Genomic DNA, 20,451 nt, shown 5'->3' with positions numbered 1-20,451 from the left:
GGTGATCGGGTCAGGGCGCCGTCGCCGAGCGGTACGGGAACTGAGGTGGTCAGTAGTCGATGGCTTCCTTCTCGGGGAAGGCGGTGGTGATGGCGTTGGGATCCCAGGAGGCGCGGGAGATCCTCTGCAGGGCCTGGGTGGGCTCCTTGCGCTCTGCGGTGTAGGCGGCGAGGGCCTCGGCCACCGTGGCGGAGGCGACCAGCTGATCGGCGAGGATGCCGCCGTCGAGCACGGCGGAATTCGCGCCCTGGCCCTGGTGGTGCAGCATGGCGTGCGCGGCGTCGCCGATGAGGGCCACGGACCTGGAGTTCCACACGTCCACCGGGTCGATGTCGTGGGCCGAACGGGCGTTCAGCTGGTCCATGTCCAGCTTCTGCACGATCCGCTTCAGCCGGTCGTCGAAGTTCCGGATCGAGTGTAGGACCTCCTCGCGGGTGACCTGCGGGTTCCAGGAGGAGTCCTCGCTGGGGACGGTGATGTCGAAGGAGACCTGGTTGCGGTGGCGCAGCGGCAGGAAGTAGATCATGCCGTTGGTCTCCTTGTCGATGTACATCCGGAAGGCGTCATCCGTCATCAGCCCCTCGGCATCCTCAGCGTCGATGACGATCCGGTAGGCGTGGCAACGGGCGAAGACCGGCTGGTGGTCCGAGAACAGGGTGCGCACCTTGGACTTGATGCCGTCGGCGCCGATCACAAGGTTCGCGGTGACCTCGGAGCCATTGGTGAAGGTCACGGTGGTGGAATCCCCGTGGTCCTCGATCCTCTCGGCCTTGTGGTTGAGCTTCAGCATGCCCTCGGGCAACAGGCTGGTCAGCACGTCGATGAAGTCGCCGCGGTGGATGAAGCGGGTGCTGTTGTCCTCGCCGTCGTCGTTGAGGTGCGGCCACTCCTCCGAGTGGATCAGGTTGCCCTGGGCGTCGAAGATGTCGTGGGAGGGGGAGGCCGTGGTGACGGCCGCGATGTCCTCGTAGATGCCCAGCTTGCGGAACAGCTTGATGACGGCCGGGCGCAGACCGATGCCCGCACCGACCTCGTGGATCTGCCTGGCCTGTTCGTAGACGGTGACGTTCGCGCCGATCTGGTGCAGGGCCAGCGCGGCGGTGGCACCGGCATACCCGCCGCCGATGATGGCGATATTCAACTTCTGGAGGTCTTCAGCCTTCATGTTCTTCTCTTTCGTGGTTCCGGGTTGTGCCCGTGGGGGAGGCCCGGGAGACGGGGGTCAGGGGTGATCAGTTCTTCATGCCGAGGAATTCGGCGGGGCTGTCCACGAGGAGGTGGTGGAGGGTCTGGTCGTCGATGCCGGCGGCCTTGAGGTCCGGGATCATGTCCTCGAAGAGGTAGTTGACGGTGTGGCCCTTGACACCGGGCCAGCCCAGCGGGCTGCAGTTGGCGTCCACGCCGACCATCAGCTTGTCCGTGTAGCCCCTGTCCACGAGCTTCTTGAAGTGCGCCACGCGCTCGGCGCGCTTGCGGCCCCAGAAGGGTGGGTCCGGTAGCTCGAGGTCGTAGCCGAAGGTGTCGAAGCCAATGCGCCCACCCTGCTCGTAGATGTAGTCGTGAGGGGTGATCGGGGCATTGAGACCGTCGTCAGCGTGGCCGAACAGGACGCGGTCCAGGTCCAGGCCCTCTTCCTTGAAGATGGCCACGGCAGGTTCGGGATCGATGGCCAGGTGCGTGAGGATCGGCACGCCGGACGCGACGGCGGCGCGCGCCCCGGCGCGGTAGATGCGCCGGTCCAGCTCGGTCATCCTCCCGCCACGTGACACGCCGACCTTGATGACGCCGGCCTTGGCGCCGGTGTTGCCGATACCCACGGTGATCTCGTGGATGAACACCCTCGCGAGATAGTCCACGGTGGCCCGGGAGAAGTGGGGCAGGGCGGTGTCCCCGCCCACGAAACCGGTGCAGGCGATGATGTTCACGCCGGTCTTGGCGGAGAGGGATTGGTAGTAGTTCGGATCGCGACCGTTGCAGATACCGGTGACGTCCACGAAGGTCCGCCCGCCGTACTCATGGAACTTTCGCAGCTTCGGCACCGTCTCCTCATAGGCCTGTTCCGGGGTCTTCCACCACTGGGTGTCGAGTTCGGAGCCCGGCATGCCGTAGCCGATGTGTTCGTGGATGGCCACGATGCCCAGTTCTGCGGCCGGGATGGTGCCCAGCACGGTGTTCACTTTGGTCATGGTTCTACCTCTGCTTGCCTCAGGGGTTTGAAAGCTGGTGGGGGTACTCGTCGTCGGCCTGCGTGGTTCCGTGCTCACCGCACGGTGAGCAGCCGGGCGGGGTTGTCCACGAGGATGCACCGGGCGTCCTCGTCGCTGAACCCCTGGCCCTTCAGGAACGGGATGAACGTCTGCAGGACATGGCCATAGGGCAGGTCGTAGTCCGGAAGGCCCTTGGCGACGCCGATCGCGTTGGAGGACAGGATGATCTTGTCGGTGTGGCCGGCGGCGACCAGGTCCAGGACCAGGGTGGCGCGATCGGCGTCGGTGAGGTAGTCGGGGCTGTCGTTCAGGCCCACATGGTCGATCCCCACGAAGGCCCCACGTTCGGCCACCGCAGTGGCGACCTCGGTGACCTTCTCGGCCGTCGCACCCGGGGTGGGCCGGCGGTCCATATCTCCCACGAGCACCCGGTCGGCACCGAGCTGCTCGTCCAGGACGATATCCAGGTCAGGCACGGCATCGGCACCACAGCGGATGGAGACCGGGACGCCGGTGTTCCGGGCCGCGCGGGCGGAGCCGCGGAACAGGGACTCCTCGGTGGCGGTCATGCCTGCCCGGTCGGCAACGGTGGCAACAATTCCGGCAGCCGCGCGGCGCTCGATGCGGGGGACCACCATGCCTTCCGTGACCTCCTGGCCGAAGAGCTTCTCGAACTTCTCCGCCGGCCACGGGGTGGGCGGATTCGTCTGCGGGGTCAGGAAGTACCCGCCCAGCTCCTCCTCCGGGCCCAGGCCGGTCGAGGCGACGATGTGCACGCCAGTGGCCTTGGAGAGGGCTTCGTAGAGCGTCAGATCCCGTCCGTGGAACATCCCGGTGGAGTCGACGATGGTACCTCCGCCGGCCTCACGGAAGGCGAGGACCTTGGCCTCCAGCGCCTCATAGATCTCCGCGCGGTCCATCGAGATGAACGGCGAGTACTGCGCCCCCGGCAGCACCGAGAGCAGGGCCTCATGGACGGCCACGACCCCCAGGTCCCCTGCCGGAACCGGTCCCAGCACCGTGTTGACAGTGGGGGCATGGGGTGCGGAGTGGCGATCCGCCGCGGGGGTTGCCGTCATGGGCACGACCTTTCGTGAGCGCCACGGCTGGTGGCGTAATGTGATCCCGATTACCTGTCCATTAGATTGACACCGTGTCTTGTGAAAGTCAAGCAGGTCACAGCGAGCAGGTCACAGCAAGTAGGTCACAGCAAGTAGGTCACAGCAAGTAGGTCACAGCGGGCGGATCACATCCCGCGGATCAGGGCGAAGGGCTGGGGAGGCGCTCAGCGGCGCTCGACGAACCGGTACTTGAAGTCGTCGGCGCGGTGCACGGCCGAGCGGAAGCCGACCGGCCAGCCGCCAGCGGCGAAGAAAAGGGTCTCGATGGCGAGCAGCGGGCTCCCCACGGCCACCGCGAGGGTCTCGGCCTGGGCGGCGGTGGCCTCCGTGGCCCACACGTCGTGCTCGGCGTGGTCCAGGACGAGGCCGTGGTCACGCTCCAGCAGGGTGAAGGCCGAGCCGTGCTCCTCGAGCTCCGCGGCGGTCGGATCGAAGCCCCGGGGAACCCGCAGGTGCACCTCCGGGCGGGCGATGGGCCGGCCGTCCACCGAGATGAGGCGGGTGATGTGCAGCAACCGATCGTCCGCCGTGATGGATCCGTCGATCAGGGGCCCCGGCCCAGAATCCAGGTTCAGGGCCGACCGCAGCCGATCGGTCGGTTCGGTCCATTCCAGGCCGATGACGGTCGAGGTGGGATTCAGCCCCCGGTCGGCCAGGTAGTCGTGGAGGGCGCCCAGCCGCACATCGGCGGGCCGGTGGACGCGGGACCCGGGGACCGGGAACGTGCCCTTGCCCTGCTTGCGGTAGACGTATCCTTCAGTGGCCAACTCCCGGAGCGCCTGACGAATGGGGGCCAGGCTCACCTCAAAGCGCTTCAGCAACAGGGCTTCGGTCATGGGGGTTTCGGGCCCGGCCGTCCCGTCAGCGATTTCCCGTCTCAGGATGTCCTTGATCTGCCGGTAAAGAGGGAGGCCGGAGGAAGGGTTGAGCTCGGCCGAAGCCATGGGCCGTCCCCTCTCGTGTTGAACCCGATGAATTGCAGTGAAACCTCAGAAAAGTCAACCATAGAACGACGTCGGTGCCCGGGTTCCACGTTTCTCTCTCCCTTCCTCCGCTCTATTCCTCTGCTCTATTGCTCCGCCCTGTCCCCCTGCGGCCTCGCCGGGCCTGCAGTCCCGGTGCCATCATGGGTCCATGGAGATCCGGCTACCGGACGACAGCAACGGCCCGCGCATCGGCATCGTGAAAGAATTCCTGGATCACTGGCCATTGTCCGGCACACCGACGTGACCGACAGGATGTCCGCTGGACGCTGGACGCTGGACGCTGGACGGTGGACGGTGGACGGTGGACGGTGGCTGGCGAGATGGCGGAAGGAACAGCATGAACCACGACCCCGACCGCGGACGTATCGAGGTCATCACCGGTCCGATGTTTGCCGGCAAGACCGAGGAGCTCATGCGCCGGGTCCGGCGGGCCACGATCGCCGGGCTCCGGGTGCTGGTCGTCAACCACGCCCTGGACGACCGGCGCGGTGCGAGCACGGTGTCATCGCACGCAGGCGGCCGGATCCCGGCCCGATCCGTGAACGGCTCGGCGGATCTGTGGAGATTGGTGGACGGAGCCGACGGCCCTGACCGCAATGACGGCACGGGCGGCGGCACCCTCGATCTCCTGGCCATCGACGAGGCCCAGTTCTTCGGAGCGGACCTGGTGCCAGTGGCGATCGATCTGGCGGACCGGGGCGTCACCGTGGTGGTGTCCGGGCTGTGCCTGACCTTCGATGACCAGCCATTCGAGCCTCTGCCCGCGCTCATGGCCTCCGCCGAGTCGGTCACCAAGCTGCTGGCCGTCTGCGCCGTGTGCGGGGCCGATGCGGCCTTCCACCGGCGCGTCGACGGCACCGAGACCGCGGTGCCGGTCACTGGGGAAGGTGCGGGCGCCGGCGTCGGGAACTCCCTGGTGGCCGCTGCCGAGCACGTGGGCGGGGCGGAGCAGTACCAGGCACGGTGCCGCCGGCACCGCTGAGAAGTACATCCGGCACGCGGACTGACACCGAACTGTCGCGGCGCGCGCTCTGATACCCGGACCGCTCGCCGGGCGCCAAGGTTTCGTTCAGAAAACCCTGACAACGTGACTCAAATGAGTTTTGTCCGCAGAGCCACGTCCACCACGCTCGGCAAGATCCTCTCGTTCTTCGGAGTGAGCGCGCTCGCCGGACTCCTCGTGGCGGGGCTGTTCCTGCCGCTGGCCGTCACCGGCGGGGCCACGGCGTCCACGGGTTCGGACATGATCGAGCAGTTCCCCGCGGAGCTGCGGGAGGAGCCCGTCAGCGTGCCCTCCCGCATCCTCGCGGAGGACGGCACGGAGCTGGCCACGTTCTATGCGGAGAACCGCCAGCCGGTCGAACTGGACCAGATCAGCCAGGACATGCAGGACGCGATCATCGCGATCGAGGACGAGCGCTTCTACGAGCACGGTGGCGTGGACCCGCAGGGCATCGGCCGCGCACTGGTCACCAATGCCTCCTCGGGGTCCCAGCAGGGTGCCTCCACCATCACGCAGCAATACGTCAACAACATGCTCATCAATGCGGACATGCTCCGGGGGGAGGAACGGCTGACGATCTCCGGCACGAAGACGTATGCGGACAAGCTCAAGGAGATGAAGCTGGCGGTCTCGGTGGAGCAGGAGATGTCCAAGGAGGACATCCTCGAGGGATATCTCAACATCGTGCTGTTCGGCGGCCGCACGTACGGCGTGGAGGCGGCCGCGCAGTACTACTGGGGCATTCCCGCCGCAGAGCTGGACATCGCCCAGGCGGCCACCCTCGCCGGAGTGGTGAAGTCCCCGAACGGCTACAACCCGGAGACGAACCCCGAGGCATCGGTGGAGCGGCGCAACATCGTGCTGAACTCCATGCTGTCCCAGGGGAAGATCACCGAGCAGGAACACGAGGAGGCCACCAACGCGGAGCTCGGCCTGGACATCCACCAGGAGGCCACGGGCTGCATCTCTGCGTCCCAGGCCCCCTACTTCTGCGACTACGTGCACCGCGAGATCCTCGCAAGCGAGGCCTTCGGACCGGACGTCGAGTCCCGCGAGCAGCTGCTGAACCGCGGCGGCCTGGAGATCACCACCACGCTGGACTCCGGCCTGCAGGACCAGGCCCAGCAGTCCGTGGAGAAGACCGCCCCCGCCGGGGACGCCTCGGGTGCGGGCGCCTCCCTCGTGACGGTGGAGCCGGGGACCGGCAACATCAAGGCGATGGCACAGAACACCAACTACTCGCCGGAGGAGAGCGAGGACGCCGGCAACACCGTCCTGAACTTCAACGTGGACGCGGCCCAGGGTGGTGGCAACGGCTTCCAGGGTGGCTCCTCGCTCAAACCCTATGTGGCGGCGGCCTGGCTCGAGAGCGGCCGGTCCATGTATGACATCGTGGACGCCTCCCAGGACCACTGGCCGCAGGGGTCCGAGTTCAAGGCGTCCTGCCAGGAGGGCGGCTCGATCTCCATCCCCGACGAAGGCGGCTGGAAGGTCAACAACGTCATCGACAACATGAAGCGGGAGATGACCGCCGACTTCGGTCTCTACTGGTCCACCAACACCGTCATGGTCAACATGGCCGAGGAACTGGACCTGTGTGACATCACGGACCTGACCACGCGCCTCGGCGTGCACCGCGCGGACGACGGCCAGCCCCTGAATCCCGCCAACCCCTCGTTCATCCTCGGTGCCGAGGAGTTCGCCCCCATGACCCAGGCTGCGGCCTACGCGGCCTTCGCAAATGACGGTCAGTACTGTGCCCCGCGCTCCCTGGTCTCCGTCAAGGACACCAACGGCAAGGAGTACGACGTCGGCGCCCCGGAATGCGACCAGGCGCTCGAACCCGAGGTGGTCGCCCAGCTGAACGAGACGCTCACCAACATCGCCCAGCGCACCGCGGACGAGACCGGCCAGACCGAGACCGTCGAGCGGGCGCCGATGGGCGGCAAGACCGGCACCAACAACGCACAGTCCTCCACCTGGTACATCGGGTACACCTCCGGGCTGTCCACGGCCAGCTGGGTGGGGCGCTACCAGGACCTGAAGTCTCTGGCCGACGTTCCCGTCAACGGGCAGCGCCACGAGGACTTCTGGGGCAGCACGCTCGCGGCACCCCAGTGGTTCGACTACATGGGCCAGACGGCGGAGCAGTTCCCGGCGGAGGAGTTCCGGGCGGCCCAGGACTCACCGATCCAGAACCCGGGATCCCGTGACCGCTACCAGATGGGCGGAGACGGCACCGAACCGGGCAACGAACCTGAGCGGCCCGGCGATGCCGCTGATGGGACTCCGGACAACCCCGATGCGGACTCACCCTCGGGGCCGGCACCCAGCGGGACGGCTTCCGAACCGACGCGCTCCGAGTCCGGATCCCCGGGTCAGGTTCCCTCGGAGCCCGGATCGCCGAGCCCGACGCCGTCGGGTTCCGGTTCGCCCGCGGCGCCGTAGTCCAACGGTGGACCAGGGGTCGAAACCTAAGCTACTCATGAGTAGTATCTTGGTGTCACACCCAGTCACCACCGCTCCGGGAGGATCACCGTGCGCCGCCGCATATTCGAGACCGAACATGAAGACTTCCGCGATGCCGTAGGCGAGTTCGTCAGCCGCCAGGTCACCCCGAACATCGAGGCCTGGGCCGAGGCCAAGGGCCTGCCGCGGGAGTTCTGGCTGCAGGCCGGCCAGCAGGGCCTGCTCGGACTGGAGGTCCCGGAGGAGTTCGGCGGCGGATATCCGCAGGACTACCGCTTCAACGCCGTGGTCTTCGAGGAACTGGCCAAGGCCAGCTTCGCCATCTCCTCCTGTGTGGGCATCGACGCGGACATCGTGCCGCCCTACATCGTGGATCTCGGCACCCCCGAGCAGCACGCCCGGTGGCTGCCCGGTGTGGCGGAGGGCTCCATCGTCACCGCCATCGCCATGACGGAGCCGTCCGGCGGCTCCGACCTGGCCAACCTCAAGACCACCGCGGTGCGCGACGGCGACGAGTGGGTCGTCAACGGGTCCAAGACCTTCATCACCAACGGCTACTCCGCCGACCTGGTGGTGGTGGCCGCCCGCACCAGTCCGGAGAAGAAGGCCAAGGGCATCACCCTGTTCGGTGTGGAGACCGGGATGGCGGGCTTCGAGCGGGGCCGCAAGCTGGACAAGGTCGGCCAGCCCGAATCGGACACCGCCGAACTGTTCTTCACGGATGTCCGTGTCCCGGCCGAGAACATCATCGGCCAGGTGGACACCGGTTTCATCCAGATGATGAGGAACCTGCCGCAGGAGCGCTTGGGCGCCGCTGTCTACGGGCTCGCCCACGCCCGTCAGATCTTGGACGAGACCATCGGCTACGCCAAGGAGCGCAAGGCCTTCGGGCAGTCGATCGGTGCCTTCCAGCACAACAAGTTCCTGTTGGCCGAGCTCGTGACCAAGGTCGAGGTCACCCAGGCCTTCCTCGACGACGCCATCATGGCCCACACCGCCGGCGAGCTCTCCGCCGTGGATGCGGCCAAGGCCAAGTACTGGGCCTCGGACGTGCAGAACGAGGTCATCGACCACTGCGTCCAGTTGTACGGCGGCTACGGCTACATGAACGAGTACCGGGTGGCCCGTGCCTGGAAGGATGCCCGCGTCAACAAGATCTGGGCCGGCTCCAACGAGATCATGAAGGAGCTCATCGGGCGCGATCTCGGGCTCTGAACCGAGGGTCAAGTTCTGAGATTCGGATGTGGGGGTTCTCGTGCTGGGGGAACGTTGGGCACGTCGGCCACATCGGGCGCGCCGGGCACGTCGGGCGCGCCGGGCACATCGGCCGCGTCAGTGGGCCGCGGCGTAGGACTCGGCAGCGGAGATCGAGAGCGGGAACTCCACCGGGGCCGCCCCGAACAGCAGCCTCCCGGCGGCCTGCGCCGCCTCCGTGACGATCTGATGCACGGCCGGCGCCTCCTCGGCGGGGCCGTGCAGGACCACCTCGTCGTGGACGAAGAACACCAGGCGAGTCCGCATCGGGAGCCCGTCATCGCGGCCTACCCGCAATCGCCGGCGGATCTCACCCATCCAACACAGGGCCCATTCTGCCGCCGTGCCCTGGATGACGAAGTTGCGGGTGAACCGGCCGGCCGACCGGCGCGCCGTCCTGGCCCGCGCCTCCGCCTCGGCCGTGGACACGTTTGCGGTGGCCGCCAGCCATTCCGGCGCGGACGGCGGGGAGGTCCGCCCCAGCCAGGTGGAGACCTGTCCGCCCTCCTCACCGCGCCGCGCCGCGCGCTCCAGCAGGGCGATGGCTTCGGGGAACAACCGGCGCAGGTGGGGCATCAGCGCCGCTGAATCACCCGTCGTCGCGCCATACATGGCACCCAGGAGTGCCACCTTCGCCCGGGATCGCTCGCCGAGTTCGGAGCCGGCGCGCCGGCCCTGCTCGGCGACGGCCAGGTAGAGGTCATGACCGGAGCCGGCCTCGGCCAGGGCTCGGTCCTCGGACATCGCTGCCAGGATGCGCGGCTCCACCTGGGACGCGTCGGCCACCGTGAGCAGATGACCCGGGTCGGCTCGGACAGCGTCCCGGACCACTGCCGGGATCTGCATGGCGCCACCGCCGTGGGCTGCCCACCGGCCCGTCACCACCCCGCCCACGGAGTAGGCCGGATGAAAGCGGCCGTCCCGCACCCACTCGTCCAGCCAATGCCACCCGTTGGCCGTCCACAGCCGGTACAGACGCTTGTACTCCAGCACGCCGGAGATCAACCCGGACCGCCGCTGCGAGTCGGCGCCGCCTTCGGCTGCCCAGCCCTTCAGGTCCCAGGCCCGGGTGGAGGACACGCGGATGCCGGCGAGATTGAGCCCGCGCAACAGGTCCTGGGGTGAATCCGGATTGAGTCCGGGCACTCCGAGGGTGACGGCGATGTCCTCAGCGAGCTCCTGCAGGAGTCGGGGGCGCTGTCCCTCCGCCGGACGCGGGCCCAGTACCTCGGCGAGCATCCGCTCGTGGAGGTCCCGGCGCCAGGGCAGGCCCTCGTGCAGGATCTCCGCCGCGATGAGGGCACCCTGGGACTCGGCGGCCAACAGCAGCTTGAGCCGGTGACGGTGTCGAGATGCCGCCACCGCGTCCAGCTGGGCCACCAGTTCGCGAGCCAGATCAGGTGCAGCGGGCGTGTCCTGCCCTCTGCGGTTGGTTGAGGGCAGATCGAAAAACGTTCCCTGATCCGCCCGTGCGGCTGGTGTTGACTCTGCTGCCCACGGCTCGGGTTCCAGCACCGGGATGGAAACGGTGGGGGAGTAGGGGGTCCCGGGAGACGTGGACGAGTTGGAGGAACCGGTGGTGGTGCCGGCGGGACCGGTGGAGGTGTTGGAGACTGCGGTCGTCAGGATGCGCTGGCACAGACCCAGGTCCCAGCACCGGCCGATCTCCACGCCGGCCTCGAGCAGCGGCCGGTAGTCCCTCGTCACGGAAGCGAACACCCAGCGAACAGTCTCCGGGTTCAGGCCGAGCCGTGCGGGCAGAGTGCGCACCAGATCGGGCAGCGCGGCGGTGGTGACCGGGGGAAGGGGCTCGAGCCGGCCGTCGTCGACCAGCACGGGTAGCCAATGCCCGGAATGCCCGGAATGCCCGGAACTGGAGCCGGGTGCCTGATCAGGCGCCGGGCCCAGGACGATGTGCATCCACCCATTCAACCCGACCCGGGCCCCCAGATGTCTCCAGGTGCCCCCGGACACGGGCGGACGCTCGGGAGCCGGCCCCAGTCAGTCCGTTTCAGTCAGTCAGTTTCAGTCAGTCCAGTCCGGACCCGGTCGGTCCGATGGGTGCGAGCGCGAGCGGAGGAACTCGCCCACGACGGCGGCGCCCAGGTCCTCCGCATCCGGTGCCACCACGCGGCCGTCCACCCGGCGGGCCATGGCGGCGAGGAATTCCACCAATCCCGGGTCGAATCCCAGCCGGAAGAAGGTGGTCTCCGCACCGAGCCGGCCGACGCGGTCGAGTTCGGCGATGGTGGCGCGCAACGTTTCGCGGTCGGGCGGGTAGGAGAACCACGCCTCGGGGCCGGCGTCGCCGTGGTGCAGGAGATGCGCGGTCGGTTCGCCGTCGGTGACGATGAGCAGCACCGGCTGCATCGTGGGGTGCTGGCGGAAGAATCGGGTGGCGAGCATCAGCCCGTGGTGCAGATTGGTGCCCTGTTCGCGCATGGGCGGCAGGGCGGTGAGCTCGTCGATGTCCACTCGCTGGGCGTAGCGGCCGAACTGCACGAGTTGCAGCTGGTCGCCGCGGAACCGGGTCGCGACGAGGTGGTGGAGGGCCAGGGCGGTGCGCTTCATGGGCACCCAGCGCCCCTCGGCGGCCATCGAGAACGAGGTGTCCACCAGGAGCGCCACGGCCGCCTGGGTGCGGGCCTCTGTCTCCTGGACCTCGACGTCGGCCACCTCGATCCGCAGGCCGGTCCGGGGATTCCTGCCCTCGGCGACCGTGCGACTGATCGCGTTCGTGATGGTCTGCGTGACGTCCCAGGGCTCGACATCCCCGTACTGCCACGCTCGGCTCGATCCGGTGAGTTCGCCGGCAGCCCCGGCCAACCGGGTATCGCGCTGGCCCTGCCGGCCGGAGAGGCGGCCGGCGGCATCCTTGAGCAGGGATGTGCCGAGCTTGCGCACGGCCTTCGGAGAGAGCTTCAAGTCCCCGTCGGTGCCGCGTCGCAGCAGGCCGCTGTCCCTGAGGGCCTTCTCGAGTCGTTCGAGAGTCCTGGCGTCGGCGGCGGCCTCGTCCCCGAGCTGGCGGGCCAGCCGGTCCACGTCCACGTCTGACAGGGTGGAACCGGGAACGGACTGAGCGAGCTGGTCGCTGAGCTGATCGAGTTCGGCCAGGTCTTGGAAGACCCCGGTGCCGTCTCCGAGGCCGAGTCCCTGGTCGCCGTCGAACTGTTCGGCACCGGTCCAGTCCTCGCCGGGGCGCAGGCCTTGGAGGTTGGCGTCGAGACGGTTCAGCTGGTCCAGGAGGTCCGCTGAGCCGAAGGCCTGTGCGGACAGGGCCATTAGTTCTTCACGCTGTTCCGGGGACATGGATCGAAGCATGCGCTGGGCCGCGGCGGAGCGCTCGGCGAGGGTATCGATCAGTTCGTCGATGTCGTTCGGGTCCTCGGGGAACTGGTCACCGTGCTGGGCCATGAAGTTCTGGAAGTCCTCAGGGGTGTCCTCGCCGCGGGCATGTTTGTCCAGCAGATCGTTGAGGTCCCGGAGCATGGCGGCGATGGCCGTCCGATCCTGCTCAGTGGCGTTCTCGAGCGCGCTCTTCATGCCGGCAAACCGCTGGTCGAGCAGCTCGCGGCCGAGCAGGTCCTTGATCTCCTCGAAGGTGCGGCGCGCGGTGTCCGATTTCCAGTCATAATCGGCCAGTTCGGTGACGGCGGCGGCCGTGGAAGCAGGGAGATTCTGCAGCTGCATCTCCCGGAAGGCCCGGTCGGTGTCGTCCATCCGGATGTCACGGGCCAATTGTTTGCGTTCCTCGAGGACGGCCTCGTCCAGCAGTTTCTTCGCCTCCTGGAGGGTGCCGTCCAGGCCGTGCCGGCTGAGCAGGTCCCGGCGCTTCTGCTGGACGCGGCCGGCGAGTTCGTCCAGACCGGCCATCGTCCGTCCGCCGCGGCGCAGGAACTCGCGCAGGGCCTGCGCGGGGGAGTATCCGGCCATGACGTCGTCCGCCACGGCGTCGAGTGCCTCGGAGAGGTCGATCGGTGGTGCGAGTGGATCGGGGCCGCCGTCGTAGCGGCCATAACGTGAGGACTGGTGGTGTCTCACGGTGACTCCTTCCCCTGACGAGGGGCCTCAGCCTTCCATCGCCACTCTACGTCTTCCCGACGCCGGCACCACTAGGTTTTTCCGCTTCTCCGGACCCGTCTTCCCGACGCCGGCACCATCAGGTTCTCCGGACCCGTTGCGGGGGTCTTGGGGTCTTGGGATCGCCGGTGGCTCACCGGTGCAGTTGTGTCGCGTTCGGCGCCGCGGCCTGCACAGGAGCCCCATGCTCGGTGTGTTGTCCCCAGGCCCAGGACGCGGCCTTTACCATGTCCGTGCCGCGTGTTCGAATATGTGTACTAGTCCACCCGGTGGGCATCGATCGACGGTCTCAGCTGTCGAACAGCCGGCGAATCGTCATTGGGCATGACATGGATGGGCCGTGCCGGTATGAGAAGGATGGGGGTGGCAAGGACAGTGTTGATCGATAAGGATGGGGCGTCCTCTCTGGACCTGCCCGAGCTCCTGGCCATCACCCGCGTGTTGGTGGAGGAGGTGGCCGCACGGGCCACTGATCCCGGGTTGTTGGGGTACCTCGACCGCTTCGCTGAGGAGCCGGAGGTCGATCGGTCGGCGCAGTGGGGCCTCTATGTCCATGTTGCCGACGAGGCACCCGGTGAGACGGCGACAGGTCCTGGTGCTGACATCCCTCCAAGCGAGGCATCGGCGGCGTCCTTGCCCGTCGTTCTGGCTCAGGTGGAGGAACTGTCCCGGTGGCTCGACTCGGCTCGGACCGGATTGGCGGGGCATACGGATCGGATCTTCGACCTCCACACCACCCGGCGTGAGGTGTTGGGGATACCGGAGGGCAAGACTGCGTACCGCAATGGCGCGGACTATCTCCGGCAGACCTTGCGGATCCACCGAGTCGAGGCGAAGAGGAGAGTGGCGCGGGCACAGTGCGTGCTGGCCAGCCGTGATCCCGCCAGCTTGCAACCCGATGCCGTGGTCGCTCCGAAAATGCCTGAGCTGGCTCGGGCCGTGGCCGGGGCAACCATGGATTCGGCCTCGGTGGACACCGTGGCGGCAACCTTGGCTGAGGCTGTCCGGGATGCTGGGCTGGCCGGTGCCGATCCAGAGTTCGTCCACGGTCTGGTCACGGAGGGGGAGCGGATCCTCGTCGGACATGCCGGCCAGTCGGATCCTGAAACCGTGAAGAAGGTCTGCTCGCACTGGCGCCAGCGCTTCGATGCGCTGGTCAACCCGGATGGCCTGGAGCCGACGGACGCCCAGGCCAACGCAGCTCAAGGGTTGTTCTACCAGGGCAGAGGCCAAGCCAACCTGCATCGGTGGCTGCTGATGGCTACGGATCTGCAGCATGAGGTCCTGCAGACCATCGCCGCCGATGCCGCCAACCCGCGCAAAGATCCGCGCAAGGACGAGGGTGCCGGTACAGAAATCGACGCCGGCGTTCAGAACACAGGCGGCGACTTTGGGGTTCAGAATACAGACGACATCGTGGTCGAAAGCGAAAGCGAAAGCGAAAGCGAAAGCGAAAGCGAAAGCGAACGCAAGCCCGAAGTCGACTCCGGTGCGTTGACTGGGTGCGAGGGTGGAACGGCGACTCGAAGCGCGGCTGACCTGCGAATCGAGACCGCTGCGGAGCCCTGGGCCGGCCAGGTCCGAGAGAGGGCGGCTCTGGATCCGCGCAGTCCGGCGCAGAAGCGGCTCGATGGTCTGGTGAGCGCCCTGACCGGTGCCTTGGCCCTCACCTCGATGCCCGCCCAGTGGCCGAGGGACGGGGCAGAGGGCCTTGTGGGAGCCAACCGGCCGGACGCTGGCGGTGGGTCACGGCCCCAGGTGCTGGTGACGATCGACTACCAGACCCTGGCCGGACAGGTCGGGGAGCATCAAGCCACCGTTTCGCCGAAGGCCACCGGTCATCTGCTCTCCCAGGCTGCCTATACCGGGCCGGTGAGTCCGGCCATGATCCGGCAGCTGGCCTGTGACAGTGACCTGATCCCGATTGTGCTCGGCGGCACGGGAGAGGTGCTGGACGTGGGACGGTCCCAGCGGCTCTTCACGCGCAAGCTCAGACGGGCGATCACGGCCCGGGACGGCGGCTGCGCGGCACCGGACTGCTCCATCTATGCCCCGTGGTGCGAAGCGCACCACATCCAGCACTGGGAACACGGCGGTCCGACCAGTGTGGACAACGGAGTACTGCTCTGCTCGCACCACCACCATGCCGTGCATGCCGGAGCCTGGGAGATCGAGGTCGTCGACGGGATTCCGTGGTTCATTCCGGCTCGCTATCACGATCCCACCCAGACGCCGCGTCGCAATCACTATTGGCGGACTGGCTCCAGTAATTCCACCACGACGAACGGTAGGAAACCCTCAAGCAAGAACGACGGTGACGGTCACGGTTGCGGTGAGCGCGACGAGAGCCACGATGGCGAAAGCGGTGGCGAAGCAGACGAGCGAGGTGCGGCGTGATCCGGTTCGATACGGGGGAATGGGCAGCGGCCCCCTTAGCGGTAGACGGTCTGCGTTGGGATGGGCAGCGGCCCCCTTGGCCGTAGACGGTCTGCGTTGGGATGGCCAGAGGCACCTTTAGCCGTAGACGGTCTGGCCGTCGTCAGACTCCTTGGAGAGTTCGCGGGCCAGATACAGGCCCTCGAGGGCCAACTCGATGGCGCCGGCCCGATGTCCGAGTGCTTGCCCGCCGGACGCATCCGGTGCCTGTCCGCCAGCGTTGTGTCCTATTGTGTGACCTCCTGCTGTGGAGCCTCCTGCTGTGGGGTCTTCGCCGGAGTCCGTCTGCGGGGTGGAATCTCGGGTAGCCAGGACGCGCAGTCGTTGGTCGATCTCGTCGTACAAGGTCGGATCCTCGAGTTCGGGCAGATCCGCCAGGAACTCGGCCGCGGTCACGCGTCCGCCGGTGGTGGTGCGGTGCCCGTCGAAGGCGTCGACCAGCGGTCCGAAGTCGAGGCCGGCAAAATGCTCCCGCACCGTCTGGGCGGTCGCGGTCCGCAACAGGTGTTCGAGGATCTCGTCCTCCCTGCCTTCCTCACCTGACTCGAACTCGATCTTGCCGCCGAGCACTTCTGCCGCGGATTCCAGGTCCACGAGGCGCGCCACCGGTTCGTCGCCTCGAACGGTCGCCCGATGGCGGGCTGCAGCGGCGATGGTCTCGGCACCGGCAATGGCGAAACGAGCAGAGACTCCCGAGGACTGATTGACGGCGCTCGAGGATCGCAAGGCACGGGTGAACCGGGCCAAGATCTCCAGGATCACGTCCGGGACCTCCGAGGTGAGTCGTGCCTCCTGTCGGATCACCGCGATCTCGTGGGCCAGCTCCCGGGGGTAGTGAGTGCGGATCTCCGCTCCGAAGCGGTCCTTGAGCGGAGTGATGATGCGGCCACGGTTGGTGTAGTCCTCCGGGTTGGCGGAAGCGACCACCAGTACATCCAGGGGCAGACGCAGCACGTAACCCCGGATCTGGATGTCCCGTTCCTCCATGACGTTCAAGAGAGCCACCTGAATCCGTTCGGCCAGGTCCGGCAACTCGTTGAGGGCGACGATCCCACGATTGGACCGCGGGACCAGCCCATAGTGGATCGTCTCCGGGTCGCCCAGGCGGCGGCCTTCGGCCACTCGCATCGGATCCACGTCGCCGATCAGATCGGCCACGGAGGTATCCGGCGTCGAGAGCTTCTCCACATACCGCTCCGAACGATGCCTCCACGCCACGGGCAACCCGCCGCCGTCGCGCGCGGCCCGTGCCCGGCTCTCAGAGGTGAGGGGCTCGTAAGGGTGCTCGTTGAGTTCGGACCCGGCGATCACCGGCGACCATTCGTCGAGCAATCCGCTCAGGGTTCGCAACAGCCGGGTCTTGCCCTGGCCTCGTTCACCCAGCAGGACGACGTCGTGCCCGGCGATCAAGGCCCTCTCCAGTTGGGGAATGACCGTTCGGTCGAAGCCATGTAACCCGGGCCACGGGTTCCGACCAGCGGCCAGGGCTGCCAGGAGGTTGGCGCGGATCTCCTCCCGCAGGGAACGCTGTTCGTGGCCGGCGGCGCGCAATTCGGCGAGGGTGCCGATGGAGGGCGGGGCCGTCTCGGACGAGGTGGCCGAAGACGAAAAGACCGTGGGCGGCGTGGAATCAGGAACAGTGGCCATGACGCTCACGTTATCGGCGGCGGCCCGGCGCGTACAGAGACCCACCTCATCCACAGGATCACATCGTGGGCGGGCATGAATCTCGCCAGGACCCGCTTCAGACCAGCCAGGACCCACCTCGGACCAGCCAGGACCCACGCCGGGCCCAGGCCCAGGTGACCCTGTGGATAGATGATGTCCACGCCGTGACTGTTCCGGGTCGCCCGCCTAGGCTGACCGTGATGCCACGAGACGAGACGCCGTCATCCCCACCTGGGGCCACGACCACCCTGGTCCTGCTGGTTCGGCACGGTCAGACACCGACCACTGGGACGGTGCTGCCGGGCCGTGCGCCCGGCTTGCACCTCTCAGAGGCCGGCGCGGAGCAGGCTGCCCGGGTCGCCGAGCGGCTCGCGGCACTGCCGATCGCCGCCATCTATGCCTCACCCCTGGAGCGAACCCTCGAAACGGCGCGCCCGACGTCGGCTCGCACCGGGGTGCCCGTTCTTGAGGACGATGGGCTGTTGGAGGGGGACTTCGGCGACTGGACAGGAGCCCGGCTCGCCGACCTGTACCGCAAGCCCGAATGGAAGACCGTTCAGCAACGCCCCTCGGCATTCAGATTCCCCGAGGGGGAGAGCTTCGTGGAGATCAGGGACCGGATGACGGCCACCCTGGAACGGCTACGGTATGCCCATGACGGTGGGACGGTCGTGTGCTTCTCCCACGCGGACCCCATTCGAGTTGCCGTTTCCGATGCCATGGGCACGCCGCTCGACCGATTCCAGCGGTTGAGCATCGGCCCCTGCTCGGTCTCCGCGCTGTCCTACCAGGACGGACACGATCCTGTGGTGCTCACGGTCAACTCGACGCAGGACACCCTGGCTCAGCTCAAGGCGTCGTAGGCGTCCGGGCAGGGGAGGGGCGAGTCATGGGCGAGACCGGCGGACGGGATGGGAAGCGTGACGCACGATGCGCTGACCGAGACATCGATCTGCTTGAACGTGGCTCGATCCGGCTCCTCGGCCAGTTGGCCCACAGCAGTAACGAGACATTTCTCGTCGAGGTGGTCAACGATGCCGATCAGTCCGGTTCCTCACCCGTAGCGCGGCGGTGTTGGGCGATCTACAAGCCGGAGTGGGGCGAAAGACCCCTGAGAGACTTTCCGCCCGGGCTGTACCGCCGTGAGCGCGCCGCCTTCCTGCTCAGCGAGTCGCTCGGGTGGGGGGTGGTCCCGCCGACCGTCATCCGGGAGGAAGGACCCTTCGGGATCGGCTCGTTGCAGCTGTTCATCGACCATGACCCGGCCGAGCACTACTTCACACTGGTCGACGGCGATCCCGCCCACCTCGACGAGTTGCGGCGCTTGGCCGTCTTCGACCTCGTGGCCAACAACACCGACCGGAAGGCCGGGCATGTCCTGCACGGCACTGACGGTCGACTGTGGGGAATCGACCACGGACTCTGTTTTGCCGCACCGTTCAAGTTGCGCACCGTGATCTGGGATTTCGCCGGAGACCGGGTCGACGCCGGCCTCTTGGCCGACGCTGCCCCGCTCGCCGATGAAGTGCCTGCGGCACTGGCCGAACACCTCACATGGTTCGAGGCAGCGGCGCTCCGGCAGCGGGTACAGCACCTGCTCGAGGAGCAGGTGCTCCCGGAGGATCCCACCGGCATGAGGTTCCCGTGGCCGCTGATATGAACCGAGCCTCGTGGCAGGACGAAGTGGACTAGAGCTTCACCTCGACGTCAGCGCCCTCGCGGAGCTCCTCCATCTTCTGGGTCAGAGCCTCATTCTCCTTCTGGGACTTGACCTGCTCTTGAAGCTGAGGCTTGAGCTCCTCGAAGGACGGGGTCTCAGGCTGGGCGCTTTCGCCGCCCTCCGCAGGGGCGCTCGCGCCTCCCTGGGCCTCGGACTGGGCTGCGATCGAGGAGTCGTAGAGCTCCTTGAGTTCCTCGTCAGAGGGGTCCGGGATGTCCATCTCCTCGATGGACTTGTCCAGCATCAACTGCTTCTGGGCGTCAGCGCGGACCTGGTCCTCGGGGTAGCCCTGCTCCTCGAATGTGGCCATCAGCTCGTCCACAGAGGCCAAGCCACTGGACTTGGCGGTCTCCTCGAGGAACGCGTTGACGTCCTCCTCGTTGGCCGAATGGCCTTGGTCCGCTGCGTCCTGGACCAACAGCTCCGTGCCCACCAGGGACTCGGCCAGTTGCTTCTTCATCTCGTCCTGGTTCATCTCCTGGCCGGACATCTGCGACTGCATGGCCATCTGCTGGAACTGTGCCTGATAGGCCGCAGTGAATTCCTCCCCGGTGATCTCCTCGCCGTTGACCGTGGCCACGACGTCAGGGACATTCTCGACGTCCGGTTCCGGCATGGACGGCTGGGCATCCTCGGGTGCCGCCTGGGCACCTTCGGAAGCGGGCTGGGAGGCCCCAGCGCTGGCGCCCTGGCTGCCGTCGGCCTCGGCGGAGCCCCCCGTATCGCCGCCGCCGCCACACGCGGCGAGACCGAACAGGGAACCGACCAGGGCGACGCTGGTCAGGAGCTTCTTGCTCGTGCTGAATCGTGCACTGGATCGCGTGGTGAGTGGCACTGCGAATACCGTCCTTTCGATGGTGGCTTGGGCAACCTAGCAAGCGAGCCTGTGTGGCACGGTCAGGCAGTGACCAGCCCGCGTTCAGGTCACCGGCCGCGGTGGGGGCGAGATCATCAGTCCCTCCGGGCCGCCCCGGAGTGCTGCCCAACCCTCTGCCCAACCCTCTGCCCAACCCTCTGCCTCGCGATTGCCGATGACGTGAACACCAGAAAAGAACCTCTTGACGCGACCGCCCGAGCTCACTAATGTACAACCACATGGTTGTATATAGAGCAGCCGACGTCACGTCTGGCACTGAAACCTCCTGGCGGCAGCTGGGCGACGACGAGGTGGACCGGATCTTCCAGGCCCTCGCCGACGCGACCCGCAGGGACATCATGAGCCGGACCCTCACGGAGCCGCTGTCCGTCTCCGTGCTGGCCGAGGACTACGAGATGTCGTTCGCGGCCGTCCAGAAGCACGTTTCCGTCCTCGAATCGGCGGGTCTCGTGAAGAAGAACAAGAAGGGCCGAGAGCGGCTCGTCAGTGGAGATCCAGACACCGTCCGCAAGGCCCAACAGTTGCTGGACCGCTACGAACAGCTGTGGCGCCAACGGATCGGACGTCTCGACTCTCTGCTGGCGCACGAGCCGGGCCCGGAACCAGATAGCCCCATCGGAAAGGCATGAC

15 protein-coding genes are annotated in these 20,451 nt (G+C 67.3%); 7 read left to right on the top strand and 8 right to left on the bottom strand.

Annotation, left to right across the window (positions count from 1 at the left end):
• Window positions 1-49: 49 nt before the first annotated feature.
• The 4 genes from BOSE125_RS08795 to BOSE125_RS08780 form a co-directional block, all read right to left on the bottom strand.
• Entirely contained in the window at window positions 50-1,165 is a 1,116-nt protein-coding gene (locus tag BOSE125_RS08795; RefSeq protein WP_159551800.1) for an FAD-dependent monooxygenase, read from the bottom strand.
• A 67-nt stretch (window positions 1,166-1,232) separates the two neighbouring features.
• On the bottom strand, window positions 1,233-2,186 hold the full coding sequence (locus tag BOSE125_RS08790; RefSeq protein WP_159551798.1) for a phosphotriesterase: 954 nt from the start codon (window positions 2,184-2,186) through the stop codon (window positions 1,233-1,235).
• A 74-nt stretch (window positions 2,187-2,260) separates the two neighbouring features.
• Window positions 2,261-3,286: a phosphotriesterase gene (locus BOSE125_RS08785; RefSeq protein WP_159551796.1), complete on the bottom strand. Its 1,026-nt coding sequence runs from the start codon at window positions 3,284-3,286 to the stop codon at window positions 2,261-2,263.
• 206 nt (window positions 3,287-3,492) lie between these two features.
• On the bottom strand, window positions 3,493-4,272 hold the full coding sequence (locus BOSE125_RS08780) for a GntR family transcriptional regulator (protein WP_159551794.1): 780 nt from the start codon (window positions 4,270-4,272) through the stop codon (window positions 3,493-3,495).
• Between the two features lie 379 nt (window positions 4,273-4,651).
• Between BOSE125_RS08780 and BOSE125_RS08775 the strand changes: the two genes are divergently transcribed.
• From BOSE125_RS08775 to BOSE125_RS08765, 3 genes are all read left to right on the top strand, one after another.
• Window positions 4,652-5,296: a thymidine kinase gene (locus BOSE125_RS08775; protein WP_159551793.1), complete on the top strand. Its 645-nt coding sequence runs from the start codon at window positions 4,652-4,654 to the stop codon at window positions 5,294-5,296.
• A gap of 114 nt (window positions 5,297-5,410) precedes the next feature.
• Window positions 5,411-7,765, top strand: coding sequence for a transglycosylase domain-containing protein (locus tag BOSE125_RS08770; protein ID WP_159551791.1), 2,355 nt, complete (start codon window positions 5,411-5,413; stop codon window positions 7,763-7,765).
• Between the two features lie 90 nt (window positions 7,766-7,855).
• Window positions 7,856-9,001: an acyl-CoA dehydrogenase family protein gene (locus BOSE125_RS08765; RefSeq protein WP_159551789.1), complete on the top strand. Its 1,146-nt coding sequence runs from the start codon at window positions 7,856-7,858 to the stop codon at window positions 8,999-9,001.
• A 117-nt stretch (window positions 9,002-9,118) separates the two neighbouring features.
• Here BOSE125_RS08765 and BOSE125_RS08760 read toward each other — a convergent pair whose 3' ends face one another.
• Both BOSE125_RS08760 and BOSE125_RS08755 read right to left on the bottom strand, forming a co-directional pair.
• Entirely contained in the window at window positions 9,119-10,960 is a 1,842-nt protein-coding gene (locus BOSE125_RS08760; protein ID WP_159551787.1) for a bifunctional 3'-5' exonuclease/DNA polymerase, read from the bottom strand.
• A 105-nt stretch (window positions 10,961-11,065) separates the two neighbouring features.
• Window positions 11,066-13,081, bottom strand: coding sequence for a VWA domain-containing protein (locus BOSE125_RS08755; protein WP_159551785.1), 2,016 nt, complete (start codon window positions 13,079-13,081; stop codon window positions 11,066-11,068).
• A gap of 417 nt (window positions 13,082-13,498) precedes the next feature.
• Between BOSE125_RS08755 and BOSE125_RS08750 the strand changes: the two genes are divergently transcribed.
• Complete coding sequence (locus BOSE125_RS08750) at window positions 13,499-15,517, top strand: HNH endonuclease signature motif containing protein (protein ID WP_159551783.1); 2,019 nt, start codon at window positions 13,499-13,501, stop codon at window positions 15,515-15,517.
• Between the two features lie 117 nt (window positions 15,518-15,634).
• Here BOSE125_RS08750 and BOSE125_RS08745 read toward each other — a convergent pair whose 3' ends face one another.
• Entirely contained in the window at window positions 15,635-17,203 is a 1,569-nt protein-coding gene (locus tag BOSE125_RS08745) for a sigma 54-interacting transcriptional regulator (RefSeq protein WP_236557896.1), read from the bottom strand.
• Between the two features lie 221 nt (window positions 17,204-17,424).
• Here BOSE125_RS08745 and BOSE125_RS08740 point away from each other — a divergent pair, with 221 nt between their 5' ends.
• Complete coding sequence (locus tag BOSE125_RS08740) at window positions 17,425-18,087, top strand: histidine phosphatase family protein (RefSeq protein ID WP_159551781.1); 663 nt, start codon at window positions 17,425-17,427, stop codon at window positions 18,085-18,087.
• Between the two features lie 26 nt (window positions 18,088-18,113).
• On the top strand, window positions 18,114-18,884 hold the full coding sequence (locus BOSE125_RS08735) for an SCO1664 family protein (RefSeq protein ID WP_159551779.1): 771 nt from the start codon (window positions 18,114-18,116) through the stop codon (window positions 18,882-18,884).
• Window positions 18,885-18,912: 28 nt separating this feature from the next.
• On the opposite strand, the gene BOSE125_RS08730 is transcribed toward BOSE125_RS08735, so the two are convergent.
• Window positions 18,913-19,779 (bottom strand): SurA N-terminal domain-containing protein, encoded by an 867-nt coding sequence (locus BOSE125_RS08730; protein ID WP_159551777.1) that lies wholly within the window; start codon window positions 19,777-19,779, stop codon window positions 18,913-18,915.
• A 260-nt stretch (window positions 19,780-20,039) separates the two neighbouring features.
• Here BOSE125_RS08730 and BOSE125_RS08725 point away from each other — a divergent pair, with 260 nt between their 5' ends.
• The gene (locus BOSE125_RS08725; protein WP_159551775.1) at window positions 20,040-20,450 is read left to right on the top strand and encodes a metalloregulator ArsR/SmtB family transcription factor; all 411 of its coding nucleotides are present in this window, start codon (window positions 20,040-20,042) and stop codon (window positions 20,448-20,450) included.
• The last annotated feature ends 1 nt before the right edge of the window (window position 20,451 follow it).

Source organism: Citricoccus sp. K5, assembly GCF_902506195.1.
Taxonomy (GTDB): Bacteria; Actinomycetota; Actinomycetes; order Actinomycetales; family Micrococcaceae; genus Citricoccus.
Note: the sequence above shows the minus strand (reverse complement) of the source record. Positions and strands in the feature narration are given on the sequence as shown.

Coding starts and splice junctions, on each gene's coding strand:
- BOSE125_RS08795 (WP_159551800.1), bottom strand. CDS start 1,165: ATGAAGGCTGAAGACCTCCAGAAGTTGAATATCGCCATCATCGGCGGC.
- BOSE125_RS08790 (WP_159551798.1), bottom strand. CDS start 2,186: ATGACCAAAGTGAACACCGTGCTGGGCACCATCCCGGCCGCAGAACTG.
- BOSE125_RS08785 (WP_159551796.1), bottom strand. CDS start 3,286: ATGACGGCAACCCCCGCGGCGGATCGCCACTCCGCACCCCATGCCCCC.
- BOSE125_RS08780 (WP_159551794.1), bottom strand. CDS start 4,272: ATGGCTTCGGCCGAGCTCAACCCTTCCTCCGGCCTCCCTCTTTACCGG.
- BOSE125_RS08775 (WP_159551793.1), top strand. CDS start 4,652: ATGAACCACGACCCCGACCGCGGACGTATCGAGGTCATCACCGGTCCG.
- BOSE125_RS08770 (WP_159551791.1), top strand. CDS start 5,411: ATGAGTTTTGTCCGCAGAGCCACGTCCACCACGCTCGGCAAGATCCTC.
- BOSE125_RS08760 (WP_159551787.1), bottom strand. CDS start 10,960: ATGCACATCGTCCTGGGCCCGGCGCCTGATCAGGCACCCGGCTCCAGT.
- BOSE125_RS08745 (WP_236557896.1), bottom strand. CDS start 17,203: ATGGCCACTGTTCCTGATTCCACGCCGCCCACGGTCTTTTCGTCTTCG.
- BOSE125_RS08740 (WP_159551781.1), top strand. CDS start 17,425: ATGCCACGAGACGAGACGCCGTCATCCCCACCTGGGGCCACGACCACC.
- BOSE125_RS08735 (WP_159551779.1), top strand. CDS start 18,114: ATGGGCGAGACCGGCGGACGGGATGGGAAGCGTGACGCACGATGCGCT.
- BOSE125_RS08725 (WP_159551775.1), top strand. CDS start 20,040: ATGGTTGTATATAGAGCAGCCGACGTCACGTCTGGCACTGAAACCTCC.